Annotated in this window: 18 protein-coding genes; 6 read left to right on the top strand and 12 right to left on the bottom strand. The window is 66.4% G+C overall.

All coding sequences use genetic code 11. The annotated features are described in order from the left end of the window. Positions 1-38 precede the first annotated feature (38 nt). From ACNUDN_RS27665 to ACNUDN_RS27655, 3 genes are read right to left on the bottom strand one after another with little or no spacing between them, the layout of a single operon-like run. A complete protein-coding gene (locus ACNUDN_RS27665; RefSeq protein WP_419124865.1) occupies positions 39-860 on the bottom strand; it encodes an enoyl-CoA hydratase/isomerase family protein in 822 nt (273 codons plus the stop codon). Next, positions 857-1714, bottom strand: a complete 858-nt coding sequence (locus tag ACNUDN_RS27660; protein WP_419124864.1) for an enoyl-CoA hydratase-related protein — start codon at positions 1712-1714, stop codon at positions 857-859. The genes ACNUDN_RS27665 and ACNUDN_RS27660 overlap by 4 nt, the downstream gene beginning before the upstream one ends. Beyond that, complete coding sequence (locus tag ACNUDN_RS27655) at positions 1714-2910, bottom strand: LLM class flavin-dependent oxidoreductase (protein WP_419124863.1); 1197 nt, start codon at positions 2908-2910, stop codon at positions 1714-1716. The genes ACNUDN_RS27660 and ACNUDN_RS27655 overlap by 1 nt, the downstream gene beginning before the upstream one ends. A gap of 277 nt (positions 2911-3187) precedes the next feature. On the opposite strand from ACNUDN_RS27655, the gene ACNUDN_RS27650 reads away from it, so the two are divergent. Together ACNUDN_RS27650 and ACNUDN_RS27645 are read left to right on the top strand one after the other, a co-directional pair. Further along, positions 3188-3847, top strand: coding sequence for a TetR/AcrR family transcriptional regulator (locus ACNUDN_RS27650; RefSeq protein ID WP_419124862.1), 660 nt, complete (start codon positions 3188-3190; stop codon positions 3845-3847). Between the two features lie 141 nt (positions 3848-3988). Then, a complete protein-coding gene (locus ACNUDN_RS27645; protein WP_419124861.1) occupies positions 3989-4750 on the top strand; it encodes an SDR family NAD(P)-dependent oxidoreductase in 762 nt (253 codons plus the stop codon). Positions 4751-4796: 46 nt separating this feature from the next. Here the strand turns inward: ACNUDN_RS27645 and ACNUDN_RS27640 are convergent, their stop codons facing one another. Continuing rightward, on the bottom strand, positions 4797-6233 hold the full coding sequence (locus tag ACNUDN_RS27640) for an MFS transporter (protein WP_419124860.1): 1437 nt from the start codon (positions 6231-6233) through the stop codon (positions 4797-4799). 543 nt (positions 6234-6776) lie between these two features. After that, complete coding sequence (locus ACNUDN_RS27635; RefSeq protein WP_419124859.1) at positions 6777-7361, bottom strand: SDR family NAD(P)-dependent oxidoreductase; 585 nt, start codon at positions 7359-7361, stop codon at positions 6777-6779. Between the two features lie 253 nt (positions 7362-7614). On the opposite strand from ACNUDN_RS27635, the gene ACNUDN_RS27630 reads away from it, so the two are divergent. After that, positions 7615-10287 (top strand): helix-turn-helix transcriptional regulator, encoded by a 2673-nt coding sequence (locus ACNUDN_RS27630; protein WP_419125344.1) that lies wholly within the window; start codon positions 7615-7617, stop codon positions 10285-10287. Here the strand turns inward: ACNUDN_RS27630 and ACNUDN_RS27625 are convergent. From ACNUDN_RS27625 to ACNUDN_RS27595, 7 genes are read right to left on the bottom strand one after another with little or no spacing between them, the layout of a single operon-like run. Further along, positions 10284-11738 (bottom strand): ATP-binding protein, encoded by a 1455-nt coding sequence (locus ACNUDN_RS27625; RefSeq protein WP_419125343.1) that lies wholly within the window; start codon positions 11736-11738, stop codon positions 10284-10286. The two genes, ACNUDN_RS27630 and ACNUDN_RS27625, sit on opposite strands and share 4 nt — an antisense overlap. A 37-nt stretch (positions 11739-11775) precedes the next feature. Further along, entirely contained in the window at positions 11776-12426 is a 651-nt protein-coding gene (locus ACNUDN_RS27620; protein WP_419124858.1) for a nitroreductase, read from the bottom strand. A gap of 10 nt (positions 12427-12436) precedes the next feature. After that, a complete protein-coding gene (locus ACNUDN_RS27615; RefSeq protein WP_419124857.1) occupies positions 12437-13159 on the bottom strand; it encodes an SDR family NAD(P)-dependent oxidoreductase in 723 nt (240 codons plus the stop codon). Next, a complete protein-coding gene (locus ACNUDN_RS27610) occupies positions 13156-13896 on the bottom strand; it encodes an SDR family oxidoreductase (RefSeq protein ID WP_419124856.1) in 741 nt (246 codons plus the stop codon). Before ACNUDN_RS27610 ends, ACNUDN_RS27615 begins: the two co-directional genes overlap by 4 nt. Then, positions 13893-14294, bottom strand: coding sequence for a cupin domain-containing protein (locus tag ACNUDN_RS27605; protein ID WP_419125342.1), 402 nt, complete (start codon positions 14292-14294; stop codon positions 13893-13895). The genes ACNUDN_RS27610 and ACNUDN_RS27605 overlap by 4 nt, the downstream gene beginning before the upstream one ends. 4 nt (positions 14295-14298) lie before the next feature. Next, the gene (locus ACNUDN_RS27600) at positions 14299-15465 is read right to left on the bottom strand and encodes an NAD(P)/FAD-dependent oxidoreductase (RefSeq protein WP_419124855.1); all 1167 of its coding nucleotides are present in this window, start codon (positions 15463-15465) and stop codon (positions 14299-14301) included. Beyond that, complete coding sequence (locus tag ACNUDN_RS27595; protein WP_419124854.1) at positions 15462-15662, bottom strand: hypothetical protein; 201 nt, start codon at positions 15660-15662, stop codon at positions 15462-15464. Before ACNUDN_RS27595 ends, ACNUDN_RS27600 begins: the two co-directional genes overlap by 4 nt. Positions 15663-15863: 201 nt before the next feature. Between ACNUDN_RS27595 and ACNUDN_RS27590 the strand changes: the two genes are divergently transcribed. From ACNUDN_RS27590 to ACNUDN_RS27580, 3 genes are all read left to right on the top strand, one after another. After that, a complete protein-coding gene (locus ACNUDN_RS27590) occupies positions 15864-16763 on the top strand; it encodes a DUF1028 domain-containing protein (RefSeq protein ID WP_419124853.1) in 900 nt (299 codons plus the stop codon). A gap of 238 nt (positions 16764-17001) precedes the next feature. After that, complete coding sequence (locus tag ACNUDN_RS27585; protein WP_419124852.1) at positions 17002-17400, top strand: DoxX family protein; 399 nt, start codon at positions 17002-17004, stop codon at positions 17398-17400. A gap of 85 nt (positions 17401-17485) precedes the next feature. After that, positions 17486-17608, top strand: a complete 123-nt coding sequence (locus ACNUDN_RS27580) for a hypothetical protein (RefSeq protein WP_419124851.1) — start codon at positions 17486-17488, stop codon at positions 17606-17608. Positions 17609-17778: the final 170 nt, after the last annotated feature.

Genomic DNA, 17778 nt, shown 5'->3' with positions numbered 1-17778 from the left:
GCTGAACGCCTTTCTCACCACCATGTCTGCCTTCGTTGTCAGCGAGATTGTCTCTGGAGGCCGTCTGCCGAGCGCGCGGCCGAAGTCTTGTCCCGGTTCCAGCCGGCGCGCAGGCCGGCGGCCTGCGGATCCTCGAAGTAGGCTTGCGCGGCGCTGATCGTGGCGGTCAGCGATCGCTCGTCGCGCCGGCTGTCGGGATCGTTGATGCTGCGTTTCAGCGCCCGGTACAAGACCGGAGCCTTCTCGGCAGCTCTGCGGGCGGACTCGATGGCCGAACTCAACAATGTTGCGGACTCCTCGAGTCGTTCGACCACTCCGAGGCGAACGGCATCCTCAGCGGAGAACAAGTCGCCGGACAACACCATGGTGCGCACGGCGCGGGCGCCGAGGATATGGACGGCTCGCTGCAGTCCCTTGTCCGCCGGCAGCAGCCCGTGGTTGATTTCCGGGAAGCCGAACTTGGCATGAGGGGTGGCCACGACGGTGTCGGCGAAAAGTGCCAGTTCCATACCACCCCCGACACAGTGCCCATTGACCGCAGCCACGAGTGGTCGCGGGAATTGGTCCATGGCGACGAGAAGTGAGTGGAAATCCCGCATTCGTGCGTCGATCTCCTCAGGCCCGGTGCCCTCCAACTCTTTGATGTCGCCGCCTGCGGTGAAGAACCGTGCGCCTGCACCGGTGAGAACCACCGGCGCAGGCGTAGCGTGTGATGCCAATTCGGTGAAGAATCGGCCCAGGCCGAGGATGAGGCTGCGGTTCAGGGCATTGGCGGGTGGCCGGTCCAGAGTGAGCACCACGACACCGTCATGGTCGGCCCATCCAGCCCCAGGGATATCAGACAGGGACACCTCGGTCATGCTTGGCCGGCTGGTTCCGGAGCCGGTGCGGATTTTTCGCCGTGGGCGGAGGGGAAACGCGTCGGGCGGTTCTCGCGGAACGCAGCGCGCGCCTCGAGGTAGTCGGCGCCGGCGAAGTTGAGAGTCTCCAGTGCGGCCGAGAGTTCTTGCTGAGGAAGGGCATTGGTGAGCCATCCGGCGTTCAGCGACCGCTTGGTCCACTGGATGGCCCGCTGTGAACCCAGCGCAAGATCATCAGCGATCGACAGCGCCCGTTCCAGCACTTTGTCCTTGGGCTCTACCAGGCTCACCAGCCCCATGCGTTCAGCTTCGATCCCGGTCATCCGGGCCGATGTGAGCTGGTAGTACTTGGCTTTGGCCATGCCGACGAGCAGCGGCCAGATCAACGAAGAGTGGTCGCCGGCGACCACACCGACGCGAGTGTGCCCATCCATGAGGACCGCGTCCTCGGCGGCGACGCTGATATCGGCCAACAACCCCAGGGACAGGCCCCAGCCGACGGCTGGACCGTTGATCGCCGAAATCATCGGCTTGTCCATGTTCAAGGTGTTCATGATGCGCCGGCGTTCGGTCTCCATGAGTACGATGGCGTCTTCCAGCGACGGATCTGGTTGTGCGACATCCATGCCCGTGCAGAATCCACGACCGGCACCGGTGACCACCAAAACCCGCGTCTGCGGGTCGCGGTCGACGTCGAGCAGCAGGTCGCCCACCAACTCGAACATCGGCATGGTCAGCGCGTTGAGATGCTCAGGTCTGTTGAGCGTGACCAACAGGACTCCGTTGGGTTTGCGCTCGATCAGGAACTCCTCGGGATAACGCGAGAAGATGTCGTCGGCGCTGAGTGTGCTCATCAGGCTTCACCCGCGCCGACGCCGCTGGTTGCCGGTTGCTTCTCTTTCATGTTCTCCTGGAATTCCTCTCGTTCGGAGTAGTGGGCAGGACGGGCTGCGCGGATGTCAGCCAGGATCGCCTCCGGGGTGCGCGCAACACCACGCGGATTCTTGAACTTGGGGATCACGTACTTGCCGAACAGCTCGATCGACTTCATCAACTCCTTGTGGGGCAGGCCGTCGATGCGCATCACCAGGGAGTCGACACCGAGATCGGCGAAACGCTGAACCTGGGCAATGCAGTCATCGGGATCCCCGACGATGAAACCGGACGAATCCTCGAACATGTACTGCTCATCGCTGAAGTCCAGATGCTTCACCGCGCCCATGTACTGGTAGTCGCTGGAAAGCTTGGACAACCTCTCATAGGCGTCGGTGGACAGTCCGACCGTCTCCTTGAGGCCGCGCGCCCAGCTGCGGGCTTCCTCACGGGTTTCTGCGCAGTGCATGCCACCACCGATCGCCACGAGACGCTCAGCCTGAACGGGATAGGTGTGCGTCGCCGACGCCAGTGCCTCGTCGTAGAGACGAATCATGTTCTCGACGAAATCGAAGCCCAGGTAGAAGCCGCCCACGATGGCGCCGACGCCGAGTTCTGCGGCCGCACGCACGGATTCGGGACTTCCGGTGGCCATGTGGATGGGGGGATAGGGTGTCTGGATGCTTCTGGGCACGAGGCTGCGGGGCGGGATCTTGTAATGCTCTCCGACGAAGGAGAAGACGTCATTGTGCAGTGCCCGGCGGATCACCTCGATGCCTTCGAGCTGCTGCGACTTGTTCTCGGCAGGGGAGACTTCGAACGCACGCAGGGCAAGCGTGGTGTTTCCCCGCCCAACGCCGAGCTCCACGCGGCCGTGAGACAGCACGTCCTCCGTGGCGAGCCGTTCGGCGACACGGATGGCATGGTTGATCCGCGTCGGAAGCAGGGTCACCAGGTGGACGAACCGGATGCGGCTGGTGAGCGCCATCAGATACGGGTACAGAACCTCAGGTGCCGAGGTGGTCGCCGTGCCGATGGCCAGATGCTGTTCGGAGGTGCCGAACGCGTCGAAGCCCACCTGCTCAGCCAGCAGCACTTCGTCGATCAGCTCACGGTAACGGTGCTCGTATGAGGCTCCGGGGGCTGTCTCGCCCTCACTCATGAATATGAATCTCATGGTCCTGTCATCTCCCTACGGCGTGAATGAGCATTAACGTAAGCCCCGCCACTTCGACTGTCAACCCTGCCCCGCGCCAAAGACTCAAAGAGCCTGGTTGTCAACGGTTTGTGCGGCCGTAGTGCCCTGATCGCCACGCCGTATTCGGTCGTGCCGTGTGTTAATGATTTGACCACGGGCGTCGCAGCTGAAGGGGTAAACCCCTGTGGCCGAACGATGTACGATCAGGGCCGGCTTGTAGGCAATGTGAACGAGTATTCCGGGTAGGGTGTGCGGTATGGCGTCGTCGGCAGCATCCACGGAGGTGAATGCTGCGCCGGTGCAGAGGGGTGAATCACCATCTCGTGGCTCGCGACGCAAGCTGCTCCTCGACGCCGCCGCCGACCTGTTCCTGCACCACGCCTACGACGCGGTCACGGTCGGCATGGTGGCCACCGAAGCCGGGATCTCCGGACCGGGGCTCTACCGCCATTTTCACAGTAAGCAGGCACTGCTCATCGCGGTGGTCGAGGAAGGCCTGCACGAGCTGCACCAGTTCGCCCGGCATGCCGTTGACCTGGAACGCGACCCATTGGCCGCGCTCGAGGCGATGGTCGGGTTCCATGTCCGATCCGTGGTCTCCGACCCGCCGAGGACGCTGATATTCCTCAAGAACGAGCACGCCCTCCCCGAATCCGATCGACGGCGAATCCGTCGGGAGATGACCATGTATGCCCAGGAGTGGGTGTCGATGGTCCATCAGCTTCGGCCGGATCTGTCCGAGCCGCAGGTGCGTCTGCTGACGCAGGCTGTGTTCTCGATGCTCAACTCGGTGGCCACCCTGAACAAGGGTCTGGACCAGGACGAGATCGTCGCGACGATGACAGTTGCGGCGCTTCGGGCGCTCACGTCCCGACAGGCCGATGTAGGCGTTCAGCTCACGCCACCGCGCGACTGATCGTATCCGTCCTCTCGCCTGAGTGCGTTGTGTGACTGCGTGTTTCAGAGACAGCGACGGTTATGCTCGGTGGTGGTATCCGACCCCATCCGAGAGGGTTTCGGATCGGGTCACAATCCGGACGACGCAGAAGGAATCAACATGAGTGTGCTCGACCTGTTCTCACTCGATGGCAAGGTTGTCATCGTCACAGGGGCGTCCTCGGGACTCGGAGTGGCGTTCGCGCAAGCGTTCGCCGAGGCCGGTGCTGACGTAGCACTCGGTGCGCGCCGCGTCGACAAGCTTTCGGAGACTTCCGAACTGGTGTCGGCAACCGGGAGGCGAGCGTTGCCGGTGTGCACCGATGTGTCCGATCCTGCTTCCTGTCAAGCGCTCGTGGACGCGACTCTCAGCGAGTTCGGCAAGGTCGATGTGCTGATCAACAACGCCGGTGTGGGCACCGCGGTGCCCGCTACGAAGGAGTCACCCGAGGAGTTTCGCCGGGTGATCGACGTCAATCTGAACGGGTCCTACTGGATGGCGCAGGCATGTGGGCGAGTCATGCAAGCAGGGTCGTCGGTGATCAACATTGCCAGTGTCCTGGGCATCACCACGGCCGGCCTACCGCAGGCGGCATACGCGGCCTCGAAGGCGGCGGTGATCGGATTGACCCGAGACCTGGCCCAGCAGTGGGGTTCTCGCAGAGGAATCCGCGTCAATGCGCTGGCGCCGGGCTTCTTCCGATCGGAGATGACCGACTCTTACAAACCGGGTTACCTGGATGCGCAGATGCCGCGGGTAGTTCTCGGTCGAATCGGCGAGCCGGTGGAGTTGGCCGCGACCGCCGTCTGGCTGGCCTCGTCCGCAGGCGGTTTCGTCACCGGGCAGACGCTCGCGGTCGACGGCGGCGTCACCATCACCTGAACGCGGCGGTCGGTCCGGGACAACTTTTGGGCTGAGCGCCGAACTGCTACGAAGCTCGGCTCTTCGACGTACGCACCGCCAGCACGAGCGCCAGCACAACAACGGCCAGCGCACCGGAAACTCCCCACGCAGTGGCAAAGCCACTCCATGGTGGCGACCCCTCCGCGGCACCGCCGTCGACGGTCAGGACAGCGCCGGACACTTGAGCCCCGATGGTTCCCGCAACCGCCTGAATGGCGAAGTTCAGCCCGTTGAACTCGGTCACCTTGTCCGCCGGAACGCCGGTGACGACAAGGTTCAGCGACTGCGTCATCGACACGGTGATGCCGAAGTTCATCAGCAGGGTGACGATGACGATGGCCACGATGCTGCCCTTGTGTCCGGCGACGAGCATCAGTGCGGCGCCGGTCAGGATCGAGATCGGGCCGAGCAGGGACGTGAGACGCGAGCCGATTGCGCGGTCCAGTATGGACACCAGCGGCGCGGACAAGCCCAGCATCATGGCGGATACCAAGATGAGGGATGTGAAGGTCGCCGTCTGGCCCAGGCCGTAACCGGTCGACCGGGGCAGCTGCGCCTGGATGGGAACACAGATGAGGGTCGCGTTGATGCAGTAACCGGCCAGGAACATCAGACCCGATGCGGCGACGACGGTGAAGCTGCGCATCAGACGCAGATCGATCAGCGGATTGCCGACCCTGAGCTCGGTGCGTGCGAAGAGCGCGAGCGACGTCAGTCCCCCGACGAAGAGCAGCATTACCCCGGTGGAAAGCCAACCCCAGCCGGGCGCGAACGTCAGTCCCAGCAGGATGCAGGCAAGGCCGGTCGCCAACAGAGCGCTGCCGACGACGTCGATACCCGGCCGCGGGCCGTCGGACGTCAACGACCGGGGAACGAAGGACCAGACCGCCGCCATGCATGCCGTGAGTGCGATGAACGGGACCCAGAACAACCACCGGTAGGAGAGGTGGTCTGCGATCGGCCCGGCGATCATCGTCCCGACCGCAGTACTGCCGAAAATCGCACCGACGAGAAGGCCGTTCGCAGACTTTGTCCGAGTTTCGCTCTGGGTGTCTCGAATGATGCCGATCGCCAGCGGGACGGTGCTGAGGCCGACGCCTTGCATCAACTGTCCGACGATCAGCATCTCGATGGACACCGACAGCGCCGAGATCAGCGTCCCGATCGACACGATGGCCAGCACGCTGAGGAGCGCGCGGCGCTTGTCCCACACTTCGCCGAGGCGGCTCACGATGGGGGTGGCAATCGTTCCGGTCAACAGGACGCCGGTGATCACCCAGGCGATCGTGGAGCCGGGCACTTGGAACTGCTCCTGCAGGATCGGTAGGGCCGGCGGTGTCACCGACTCGTTCAATCCCTTGAAAGCGGCCACGCAGGCGATGACCGCAGCGAGAGTCGCGCTCGCGCGGGTGCGCCGGTCGGCGGATGCCACATGCGAGTCACGGGAATTGCGCACCGACATGTGATGCTCCTTTTCTCAGTGGTGGGCAAGGGGCCAGGTCGGGGCTGTCGGGATGACCTGGAAACCAATTCGGTTGGAAGTCGACCTGCCCCAGATGTTGCGGGGCAGAAGCAATAGGGAGCGTGTCACCACGAAGTGGGTTGGCCGCTCAGGTGTTTGCCCCCATGGCCTCCCACGTTCACGGATCCTTTTCCAGCAGCGCCGACCGGCAATCGCACGGCCCAGCTGCCGCGCCGGGACTCTCAGAGTGTGACTGAGCATTAACGTAGAGCTGCAGTGTGATGTTGTCAACACTGAACTCGTGAGTGGACTGGTCCCGGGAGCGCCAGCCTGAGATGACACGTTGTGCAGCAGCAGATTGTGGTTCGAATTCGACCTGCACACGCCAAGTATTCGAACCTCGCAGCAAGTCGCTTACGTTCCGACAGTGTTAACATCCATTAACGTTATCGGCGTCTGCGTCAGCCGGTCCGGCCTGCTCTCGTCAATTGGCGGCGGCGCGCGTCGGTAGCGCCGCGACGGGTGATCCAGCGTTCGTCATCCTCATAGGAGGCTCGCTCCGCCGTCGACGTGCAGTGTGGTGCCGGTGATGAAGCTCGCCCGACCGGAGGCGAGGAAGGTGATGGCTTCGGCGATTTCGACAGGTTTGCCCACGCGACCCAGGGGGTTCGCGCGGCTTGCGGCCACCACGGTGTTGACGCGAACGCCGACTGAGCCGAATTCCGTTGCCCAGCTGCGGGTGAGTGCGGCGACGGCACCTGTCGCACTCGCCGCGACGTTGACGATCGCGCCGCCACCGTATCGCGCCATACAGGGAGCGACTGCGGCCACCAGAAAGTACAGTCCGGCCAGTGTATCGACGTCTACTACCTCGGCATTGTTGACAAGGATGTCGACCGGCACCTGTCGGGCGAGGTGGTCGACGGACTCCAGATCGGTCAGGTCCGCGGCGATGAACCGGGCTCCGGGGCCGAGTGCGTCGACCGCGGCCCGTCCGGCATCGGCGTCCCGGCCGCTGAGGATGAGCTGGGCGCCGGCCTGCTTGAGCAGGCGCGCGGTGACGCGTCCCAGGTCCGAGGCCACCTCGGTCACCAGGGCCGTACGTCCCGAGAGTTCCGGTGAGCTCACCACCTGCCTCCCTCTGCTGTGCTTGGACAACAGTGGCAGTCGGAGCGCCGACAGGGACCACGGAAAACCCGTAGTCCACAGGTAGCCCTGCATTCGGCGGGCCGGCGTGACAGGATTTGCTGGTACCGCGGCCACGGGCGTTGGCCGCATCCGGCGTTCCAGACAGGTGGGCATCTCGATCGTGACGGCGATCCCCGACCGAAGCAACGCGGTGTTGCCGGGTCGCGCCGCCGAATGCCGAGAACTGCGGGAGATGGTGAAGTCCCTGCGCTCCGGACACAGCGAGGTGCGGGTGCTCCTGGGAGAGGCCGGTATCGGGAAGACGGCGCTGCTGCGGTTTTTGCGGGAGTGCGCCGCGGACTGCACCTTCTACACCGCGGTGGGTGTCGAGTCCGACATGGAGTTGGCGTTCGCGGGTCTGCAACAGCTGTGTGCGCCGGTGATGGATCACCGTTCGGGACTGCCACAACCACAGCGGGAGGCCTTGGAGCGGGCCTTCGGCCTCAGCGACGCCGGGCCCGCTCCGAACCGGTTCCTGGTCGGGTTGGCGGTGCTCGGTCTCCTCGCGGCGGCCGCCGCGGACCGACCGGTGCTGTGCGTGGTCGATGATGTGCAGTGGCTGGATCAGGTGTCGGCGCAGACGCTGTTCTTCGTGGCGCGCCGTCTGCAGGCCGAGTCCGTCGGGTTGGCGTTCGCGTCGCGTACCCCGATCGAAGGCACCGCGGGCTTGCCCACGCTGGCGGTGGGTGGGATCGACGACGGACACGCGCGCAGGTTGCTGGAGTCGGCGTTCCCGGGTCGCCTGGACCCGGCGGTCCTGGACCGGATCGTGGCCGAAGCGCGGGGAAATCCGTTGGCGCTGTTGGAAACTCCGAAGGACATCACGTCCTTCCCCGCCGGGGCCATCAACACCGGTATCGAGGAGCACTACCGCACCCTGATCGCCGAGCTGCCTGACGACACCCGGATGCTGCTGCTCGTCGCCGCTGCCGAACCGGTGGGGGATCCGGCCCTGCTCTCGCGTGCGCTGGCGTATCTGGACCTCAAACCCGCGGTGATGACGTCCGCATCCGACGTCGGTCTGATCGCGGTCGACACCCGGGTTCAGTTCCACCATCCGCTGGCGCGGTCGGTGGCCTACCGTTGCGCCACCGCCGAAGAACGCCGGCTCGCGCACGCGGCGCTGGCGGCCGTCACCGACCCAGCTGTCGACCCCGACCGGCGGGCCTGGCACCGTGCCCTGGCTGCCGACTCCCTCGACGAGCAGGTGGCACGGGACTTGGAGCTTTCGGCGGGGCGGGCGCTGCAACGCGGCGGAACTGCTTCTGCTGCAACGTTTCTGACGCGTGCGGTGGAGTTGACCCCCGACCCGTCTGTTCGTACCGGTCGGGCGCTCGCGGCCGCCGAAGCCCACCGCGAGATCGCCTCCTTCGACGGCGCCCGCCGCCTGCTGGCTACCGCGGATCTCGGGCCGCTGACCGATCTGCAACGGGCCCGGTCCGCGCAACTGCGGACCCGGCTGGCGTTCGCCGCTGCACGCGCCGACGGTGACGCCGACGCGCTCGTCGCCGCCGTCTCACAGTTCACGGCTGTCGCAGGTCAGCTGGAGGCGCTCGACGCCACCCTGGCCACCGAGGCCTACCTGGAGGCCCTGAGCGCGGCGATGTACGTCGGGCGCATCGCCGAGGGTCTGGCCGCCGACGTCGCCGGGACCGCCCGCGCCGCGTTGGCGAAACAGCGGCCAGAGACTCCACTGGATCTGGTGACGCATGCGCTGGCAGAGCGGTTGGCCGTAGGTGCGGTCGAGGCAATGCCGGCCATGCGTCGCGCCTTGGACGCGCTCAAGCAGTCCACCCGGGACGGCAGCCACGATTGGTTCTGGCGGGCATTCCCTCTCGTCCACGACTGCCTGATCCACGAGACGTGGGACGACGGCTGGCGCGACATCTCAGCCCATGCGGTGCAGCTGGCCACCGACAGCGGGGCGCTGGCGTTGCTGCCGTCGGCGCTGCTGTCGCGAGCCGGTGCCGCCGTCGAACGCGGTGAGTTGGCCGCGGCCAGTGCATTGGTCGCCGAAGCCAACGACCTGGCTATCGCCATCGACTACGCACCGTTGAAGTATCACCGCATCGTCGTGGCGGCCTGGCGGGGTGACGAAGCCGAGGTCGCCCGGTTGGCGACCGCAGCCCTGGAGTCGGGTCGGGCTCGTGGTGAGGGCCGGGCGATCGGGCTGGCGCACTACGCCACCGTCGTGCTCAACGTCGGGCTGGGCCGCTATGCCGACGCCCTGGCTGCCGCGCGCAGCGCCTCCGAGTACGACGACCTCGGGTTCTATCCGGAGCTGTTGGCGGAGATGGTCGAGGCCGGTGTGCGCGGCGAGGACCGCGCGCTCGCCGAACAGGCATTCCACTGTCTGCGGGACCGGACGTCGGCGGCCGGGACACCACGTGCACTGGGCTCGCTGGCGCGCTCACACGCGCTGCTCAGCAGCGGCAAGCAGGCCGAGGCGCTGTACCTGGAATCCATCGGCCATTTCGAAGCGACCTCGCAGCGGATCGGCCTGGCCCGGGCCCGACTGCTCTACGGGGAGTGGTTGCGTCGCAATGGTCCTGCCACCGTCGCACGGGCGCCGCTGCGCCTCGCGCACCAGGAACTCGTCCAGATGGGGTCGGTGGCGTTCGCCGAACGCGCCCGCCGCGAGCTGCAGGCCGCCGGCCAGAAGACCCGCAAGCAGCCCACCGCCGCCGGTGATGAGTTGAGCCCCCAGGAACGTCAGATCGCCGAGCTGGCCGGCCAGGGCCTGACCAATCAGGAGATCGCCGGCCAGCTGTTCATCAGTGCGCACACCGTGGAGTGGCACCTGCGGAAGGTGTTCACCAAGTTGGGGATTCGGTCGCGCCGCGAGCTCCGGCAGAAGATCACCTAGCTGCCGGGGGCGGGAGCTTCCAGAGGAAGGCACACGATGAACCGGGTGTCGCCCGGCGTCGAGTGGACAGAGATTTGGCCGCGGTGCCGGTCGACGACGATGCGCCACGCCAGGTCGAGTCCGAGGCCGGGACCCTCCCCGACGGGTTTGGTGGTGAAGAACGGGTTGAAGATGCGGTCGATGATGTCATGGGGGATACCGGGTCCGTCATCGCAGATCTCTACGCGGATCATCGACTTGCCTTCCCGCCGGGTGCGCACGGTCAGGGTGCCGCGGCCGTTCATCGCATACAGGGCATTGTCGATCAGGTTGGTCCACATCTGATTGAGATCAGCGGGATAACAATGTAATTCGGGCAGCATCTGGTCGAGGTCCTTGACCAGGGTCACGGGTTTGCCCGCCGTGCCGATCCGGTCGCCGAACATCAGCACGGTGCTGCGCAGCAGCTCGTGGACATCGATGCACTGGTATGGGCCGCGGTCCATCTGGGAATAGGGTTTGGCGCCGTTGACCAGTGCGGCGATGCGGGTCCCGGCTTCGGCGATCTCCCGGATGCGCATATCGCTGTCGATGAACTGTTTGAGCCAGCTGATGGCGCACTCCAGCGACGCCGGTGCGACGATCGCCGCGACACGGTCCAGCCAGCTGACGTCGAGACCGGCCTCCACCAGTGTGGGGGCGTAGCGCCAGCTGTCGTCGATGCCGTGCTCGCCGAACCACTCGTCGACCGCGTCTTCGCGGTCTGCGGCCTCCAGCGGCGAAAGTGGCACCACCGCGGTGCTTGCGGCGATGTCGGCCTGCAGCGCCAACAGGGCCGGCAGCGCGTTCGGGTCGGTCACCGCCAGGACACCCAGGTTGCGGTGCGACTCGGCCAAGCTGTCGCGCAGGTCGGCAACCGCCCGCACCGTGGCCGCAGCGGGGTTGTTCAGCTGATGGGTGAGGCCGGCCGTGAGCGTGGCCAGGGCGTGCTGTTTCTCCTGCAGGCCCAGAAGCTGACGCTGGCGCAGTCCGCCGATCGCGGTGCTCTCCAGGAGGTGCACCGCGACGGGCCATACCGTCTGCATGAACCGTGCGAAGAAGTCGGCCGCCACCACGAACAGCCGCGACGGCCGGGTCACCCGCACGGTGACGTCGTACACGGAGCCGCAGCCGGAGATGGCGCCGAAGTAGGTACCGCGCTCGGACGTGCGGTGCAATTCGACGTCCTGGCCCCCCGAACGCTTCGTCAACACCACGTCACCGCCGTCGAGCAGCACGTAGAACGACTGCGCCGGGTCCCCTTCCCGGCACACCGGCCCTGCGTCGACGGTGGTGATGATGCCGTTGGAGCCCAGAGCGTCGAGTTGCTCGTCGGTGAGGAACTCGAAGAGGACCACCGTACGCAGCTCGTTCTTGAGGCTCTGCGACGCAACGCGCCGGGCCGGGTCGAGGAGCTCGCGCCACCCTGCCACGGGTTGGCCGGTGCGCAGTGGCGTCGGGTCGTCCACGTCAGTCCCCGAGGAAAACGACGTTCTCGGTCACCGGGTTGCGTGGGGTGTTGATGCTGTTGGCCGGGAAGGCCGGGTCGGCGTAGCCGATGCAGATGCCGCACAGCACGGTGAGATCGTCGGGGATGTCGAGGTGTTGGCGTACCACGTCGGGGTAGAGCGCGGTGGAAACCTGCACACAACTGTCGAGGCCGCGTTCGGTCAACGCCAGCAGCAGTGTCTGCAGGAACATACCCACGCCGATGGCGTCGGGCAGGCCGAGGTCGCGGTGCATGCAGACGATGCCGGCCACCGGGGCGTGGAAGAAGTCCCAGTTCCGCAACTGGGCGTTCCAGCGGCCTGCGCTGTCGTCGCGGGCAACACCCATGGCGCCGTACAGCAGGGCGCCGAGCTGGCGGCGTAGATGGCTGTGTGATTCGGGCAGACCGAGATTCGGGGGCGGGGTGGTGCGCACCTGTTTGGCCAAGGCGGCGCCGAGGCGTTCGCGGCGTGCACCCGAGGCCAGGAACATCCGCCAGGGTTGCACATTGGAGTTCGAGGGTGCGCGCATGGCCAGCGTCAACGCCTCGTGCAGCAACTCCTGGGGTACGGGCTTGTCCGGCAGAAACATTCGGGAGGAGTGCCGGCGAAGCACCACGTCGTCGAAGTCCACGGTTCTCCTTTCAGACGGCGGTGCCGCCGCCGTCGACGTGCAGGGTGGTCCCGGTGATGAAGCTGGCACGCGGGGAGGCCAGAAAGTAGATCGCCTCGGCGATCTCGGCGGGATCGGCGGTCCGTCCCAGCGGTAGTGCGCGGCCGAGTTCGTCGTTGGTTTCGCCCCATTCGGCCGCGACACCCTCGGTGGCGGTCGGACCGGGTGCGACGTTGTTGACCCGGATGTTGTCCGGACCGAATTCGACCGCCCATGTCCGGGTCAACTGCTCCACCGCTGCTTTGGATGCGCTGTACACCGAGGCGCCCGGAACACCTTTGGACGCCACCATCGAGGTCACATTGACGATGGCCCCGCCACCGCGGCGGATCATGGCGGGCACCGTAGCGGCCACCAGGAAGTAGAGCCCGCGCACGTTGGTGGCGAAGGTTTGCCCGAAGCCGTTCTCGTCCTGGTCGACGGTCAGGCCGGCCGGGAAGCGGGCGGCATTGTTGACCAGGATGTCGAGTTCGAACTCCCGGGACAGCCGCGCCACACCGTGCGGGTCGGCCATGTCGACGGCGACGAATTGTGCTGTATTCCCGAGCTTTTCCTGAGCCTGGCGTCCGCGTTGCGGGTTGCGGCCGGTGATGATCACCGAGGCGCCCGCTTCCACCAGCCGGTGGGCTGTGGCGAGGCCGATTCCGGCGGTGCCACCGGTGACCAGTGCAGCGCACCCGGCGAGCTCGCTCACCGGTCCAGCCACTCCGAGAGACGGGTGCTGCCCAGCTCGGCGCCGTCACCGGTGACCAGGCTGTTCTGCTGCACCGCGACACCGAAGTAGGTGGCCTGCGGATCGACGACGACGGGCAGGTCCTTACCCTGTGCGGCGAGGACGGCGCGGGCCAGGTCGGCGAACGACATCTTCTCCGGTCCACCGAAATTGAGAACAGCGTTGCGCGGCGCTTCGGTGCCGACCCGCGCGACGACGCCCGCGACCTCGGCTGCCGCGACGGGCTGAATCAAGGCGTCCGGCGCATGGACCTCACCATCGACGACCAGTGATCCGGCGATGCCTTCGGTGAATTCGTGGAACTGGGTGGCCCGCACGATGGTGTAGGGCACGCCGGAGTTGGCCACCAGGTCTTCCTGGAGATGCTTGCCACGCAGGTAGCCGTCGGCGTCGATGCTGCCGACGCCGACGATGGACAACACCACGTAGTGCTGCACCTGGGCTTTTTTGGCCTCCGCGAGCAGGGTGTTGGCCGAAGCGGTGAAAAAATCCAGCGCCGGGCCGGGCTCCAGGGTGGGGGAGTTCAGGACGTCGACAACAGCGTCGGCGCCCTGGAAGGCTGCCGCCACGCCGTCGCCGCTGACAGCGTCCACACCGGAGGAGCGGGAGGCCGGGTTGATGTCATGGCCAGCAGCGGTGAGCAATTCGACGACCTGCGCGCCGATCTGGCCGGTCGCACCTACCACGGTGATCTTCATTCCTGTCCCTTCTGAAATCGGCGGTCTTTGCGTTGTTCGAGTTCTGCGTCGTCGACGAGGACGAACATGTCGACGCCCGGTTGGCAGAGCATGGTCACCAGGAACCGCAGCGGGATGTCGTCGCGGTTGTTGCCGTCGGAGTAGTGGATGACGTCGCCGCCGGGCTCCCAGAACGCTTCACCGGCCTTGATGACCCGCGGTGCTTCCCCTTCCAGCTCGAAGAGTATCTCGCCTTCGAGGACATAGCCGAAGCACGGACCGCCGGGATGGCGGTGCGGCGGTGCGCCTTTGTCGCCGGGGCCCCATTCGATGATGGCGGTCATCGCGTCGGCGCCCTCGGGGATGTGGGGTGGTGTGACCGATTGGATGACGGTCATCGCCGTCATCAGTTTGTCCATCACATCAGACACGGGTTGTCCCTTTCCTCAGATTCTTCTGTCGCTTGCCGCCCTTGGGCCAGAAGTAGCTGCCGGGTTTCCGGGCCTCCTTGGCCAGGAACGCCACTGTGCCCCGGCATACCGATTCCTTGATGGTGGCGGCCAGCCGGCCGCCGAGGTGCATCGGCAGGGCTTCGTCGTTGAAATGCGACATCTGGATGGTGCCGGCGTGGCGACCCAGGCTGATGCACTGACCCACCGAGGCCGGGTTCAGGTCCTTGGGCGTCGTGCCGTCGAGGCGCGCCAGCAGGGTGTCGGCGGCGTGGGAGCCCAGGGGCATGGCGAGCTGGCAGCTCATCCGCAACGGGACCCCGGAGGGGGAGGCCGCATCACCGGCGGCGATGATCGCGGAGTCGTCGACGCTGGTGAGGGTCTCGTCGGTGAGCAGCCGGCCAAGTCGGTCGGTGCGCAGGCCGCTGTCAGAGGCGAGCGTGGGGACACCGAAGCCGGCGGTCCACACGGTGGCCGCGCTCGGCAGTTCTGTGCCGTCGCGCAGAGTGATGCTGTCGTTGGCGACGCGGGTGACGGTGGCGTTGTCGAGCACGGTGACGCCCAGCTTCGTCAGGCGCTTGGCCACCGACTTACGGCCCCCCTTGGCCAGTGACGGCCCCAGAGCCCCGGTCACCAGGGTGACGGTGCGGCCGGCTTCGGCGAATTCGGAGGCGGCCTCGATACCCGTCAGCCCGCCGCCGACCACCACGATCGGCGCCTGTAGCGGCACGCCGGCCAGTCGCGCGGCCAAGCGTTGCGCCGCCTCCAATTCGCCGAGTGGATAGGCGAACTCGGCGGCGCCAGGCACCGACGGGGGCACCGGGGCGGTACTGCCGACGGCATAGATGAGGTAGTCATAGTCGAGGACGCTGCCGGACGCCAGGCGCAGTTTCTTGGTCTCGGCGTCGATGCGTTCGGCGCTGTCGACCACGAGCTTCACCGAGTCGGCGAGTACCGCCGAATAGTCCTCGATGGCGTCGTCGTTGCCGGCGACCAACTGGTGCAGGCGGATTCGTTCGACGAACTGCGGCCGCGGGTTCACCAGGGTGACGTCGACGTCGGTGCGTTGGCGCAGGCGGTTGGCCGCCAGGACGCCGGCGTATCCCCCGCCGACGACCACGACGCGGGTTGTGGTGCTCATCTGTCTCTCCTCGGTTCGGCGTCGTTGCTGTACTGGCCGGACTCGGCCGGCAGCGGCTCGGCGAAGGGGGCGGGCGGGTAGATCCACGGGGTGTAGGTGGCGTGCTTCACCGCGTGGCGTCCAAGGCGGGGCGGATCGGACCTCGCTGCGATCCGGCCGCCGGCGAATCGTCCACCGCGTATCACATCGTCCTTCATGTCTACGACGCTGCCATCCAGGGGACTGGTCAGGGACCACGGAAAACCCGTAGTCCTCGATACGTGGCCGCTACCGCCGGGCAGAGGTTCCACCGCGGCTTAGGGGCTTCGGGGGCTCAGGGGCTCAGGAGCGAGCGGCGCTGCTGCAACGCGCCGCCCGGAGAGCGGTGTAATTCACCAGGGACCGGGTAGTGCCCTTAGGTGACGTACTCAATCATCGGCCGCGACGCCGACACCGGGGAAATGGGGGTCGCCACTCAATCACAGGCGTTCGCCGTCGGCAGCAGCGTGCCGTTCGCCCTGCCTGGTCACGGTGTCATCGCCACCCAGTCGATGGCCGAGCCCATGTACGGCGACGTCGGCCTCGACCTGCTGCGCAGCGGGTTCACCGCGCAGGAGTCGTTGACCGCCCTGCGCAGCGTGGACCCGCATCCGGAGCGGCGGCAGGTCGCGATCCTGGCCGTCACGGGAGAAATGGCCGTCTACACCGGCGATGGTTGCGTCGCTGAGGCCGGCCACGTCGTGGGCGAGGAGTGCGCCGCGCTGGCCAACATGGTCGTCTCGCCGCACGTGTGGGAGGCGATGCGGGAGTCTTTCGAGTCGCGCCCGGAACCGCTCACCCAGCGGCTGCTGCGCGCCCTGCACGCCGCGGAGGATGCCGGGGGCGACTTCCGGGGGCGTCGGTCGGCCGCGGTCATGGTGGTCCGCGCCCACACGACCGGACGGCCCTGGCACGACCGGGTGATGGACCTGCGCGTCGACGACTCCACCGACCCGGTTACCGAGCTCGACCGCCTGACCACCAAATGGGAGCGCTACCAGCGGGTGGTCGCTGCCTTCCAGCTAGCGCTCAACGGGGACCCGGACACGGCCGACCGGCAACTGGAGGAGCTGCGCCCACAGGATCCCGAACTCGAGCCCGACCAAGCGCTGTGGCGGGCGGTCGTCGCGGCCCTGGCCGGACGGGAGAACGCCGCGCGCGAGATTATCGAGCACCTCGGTGTGACCGCGCCGCAGTTCGTGGAGGCGGCCCGACGCTTCGCGCCCGCAGGGCTGCTCCCCCGGGATGTGGTGGAGAGGCTACTGCCGCCGGCGCCCTGACGGTCGACCTGGATCGTGATCCGACCGTCCCCCGTGGGAAGCTCAAAGGAGTTGGGAAAGACGCGGTTTGGGTCGGCGCCACCCGCCCCGAACACGGCGGGTTCACACAGCGCGCAGGGATATATGAATTGGCTATGAGCTCGCGCTGCCCAGTGTCCAGCAGTGATACCACTGTCACGACAGTGAAACGTGCCCGCATGCCGTCTGACGATGGCCCGGAGCCCTATTGGAGGCCAACATGATCGCAACACCCGATATCGAGGTCACGCGCACTTCCCGGTCGGCCATCGCTATCGGCGTCTTCCGGATAGTGGTTGCCTTGTTGTTCCTGATCCACGGGACAGCCAAGGTATTCGGATACCCCGGCGGCTCCGCGCTACCAGCGGGTAGTTGGCCGGCCTGGTGGGCAGGAGTGCTCGAACTGGTCCTCGGAGCGATGATCGCCATCGGGCTCTATGCCCGCAGCGCGGCATTCATCGCCTCTGGCACGATGGCCGTCGCGTACTTCTGGATGCACTTTCCCCGCGGCTTCTGGCCACTCGCCAACGGCGGGGAGCCCGCCGTGCTGTACTGCTTCATCTTTCTGCTCATCGTCTTCATCGGTCCCGGCGCCTTCGCTGTGTCTCGGCGCTTCTGAAGTCGTCCAGACATCGTCGCGATGCGGCCACGGGACCTTGAGGGGCGACAACTACGACATTCATGGATCGTCCCAGCGAGGGGAGTTGGCCACCGTCGACAATCTGCGGCTGATGACCTCAGTCGGTCGCGACTATGCCGTAGACCGTAATTTCGAAGGGACCCTGCTGTCGGTCGACGATGTAGATCGCCACCTGGTTGATGTCTGACGGGTTCAGGGTCTGAGGAGCGTCGGGTGCCGGCTCGAGCCGCCGTTGTTCTCCAGCGAGATGGTGCCGGAGAACACCAGGCCGCCGTCGCCTTCGCCGACGCTCAACCGCGATTTTGGCGAGCGTGCGCTGCCCACGACAGACTGCGAACCACTGCGGCCGAGGGACGT

The sequence above is a fragment of the Mycobacterium sp. smrl_JER01 genome (genome assembly GCF_048513595.2).
In the GTDB taxonomy this organism is placed as follows: Bacteria; Actinomycetota; Actinomycetes; order Mycobacteriales; family Mycobacteriaceae; genus Mycobacterium.
The sequence above is the reverse complement of the archived record's forward strand: the minus strand, read 5'-3'. Positions and strand labels throughout refer to the sequence as shown.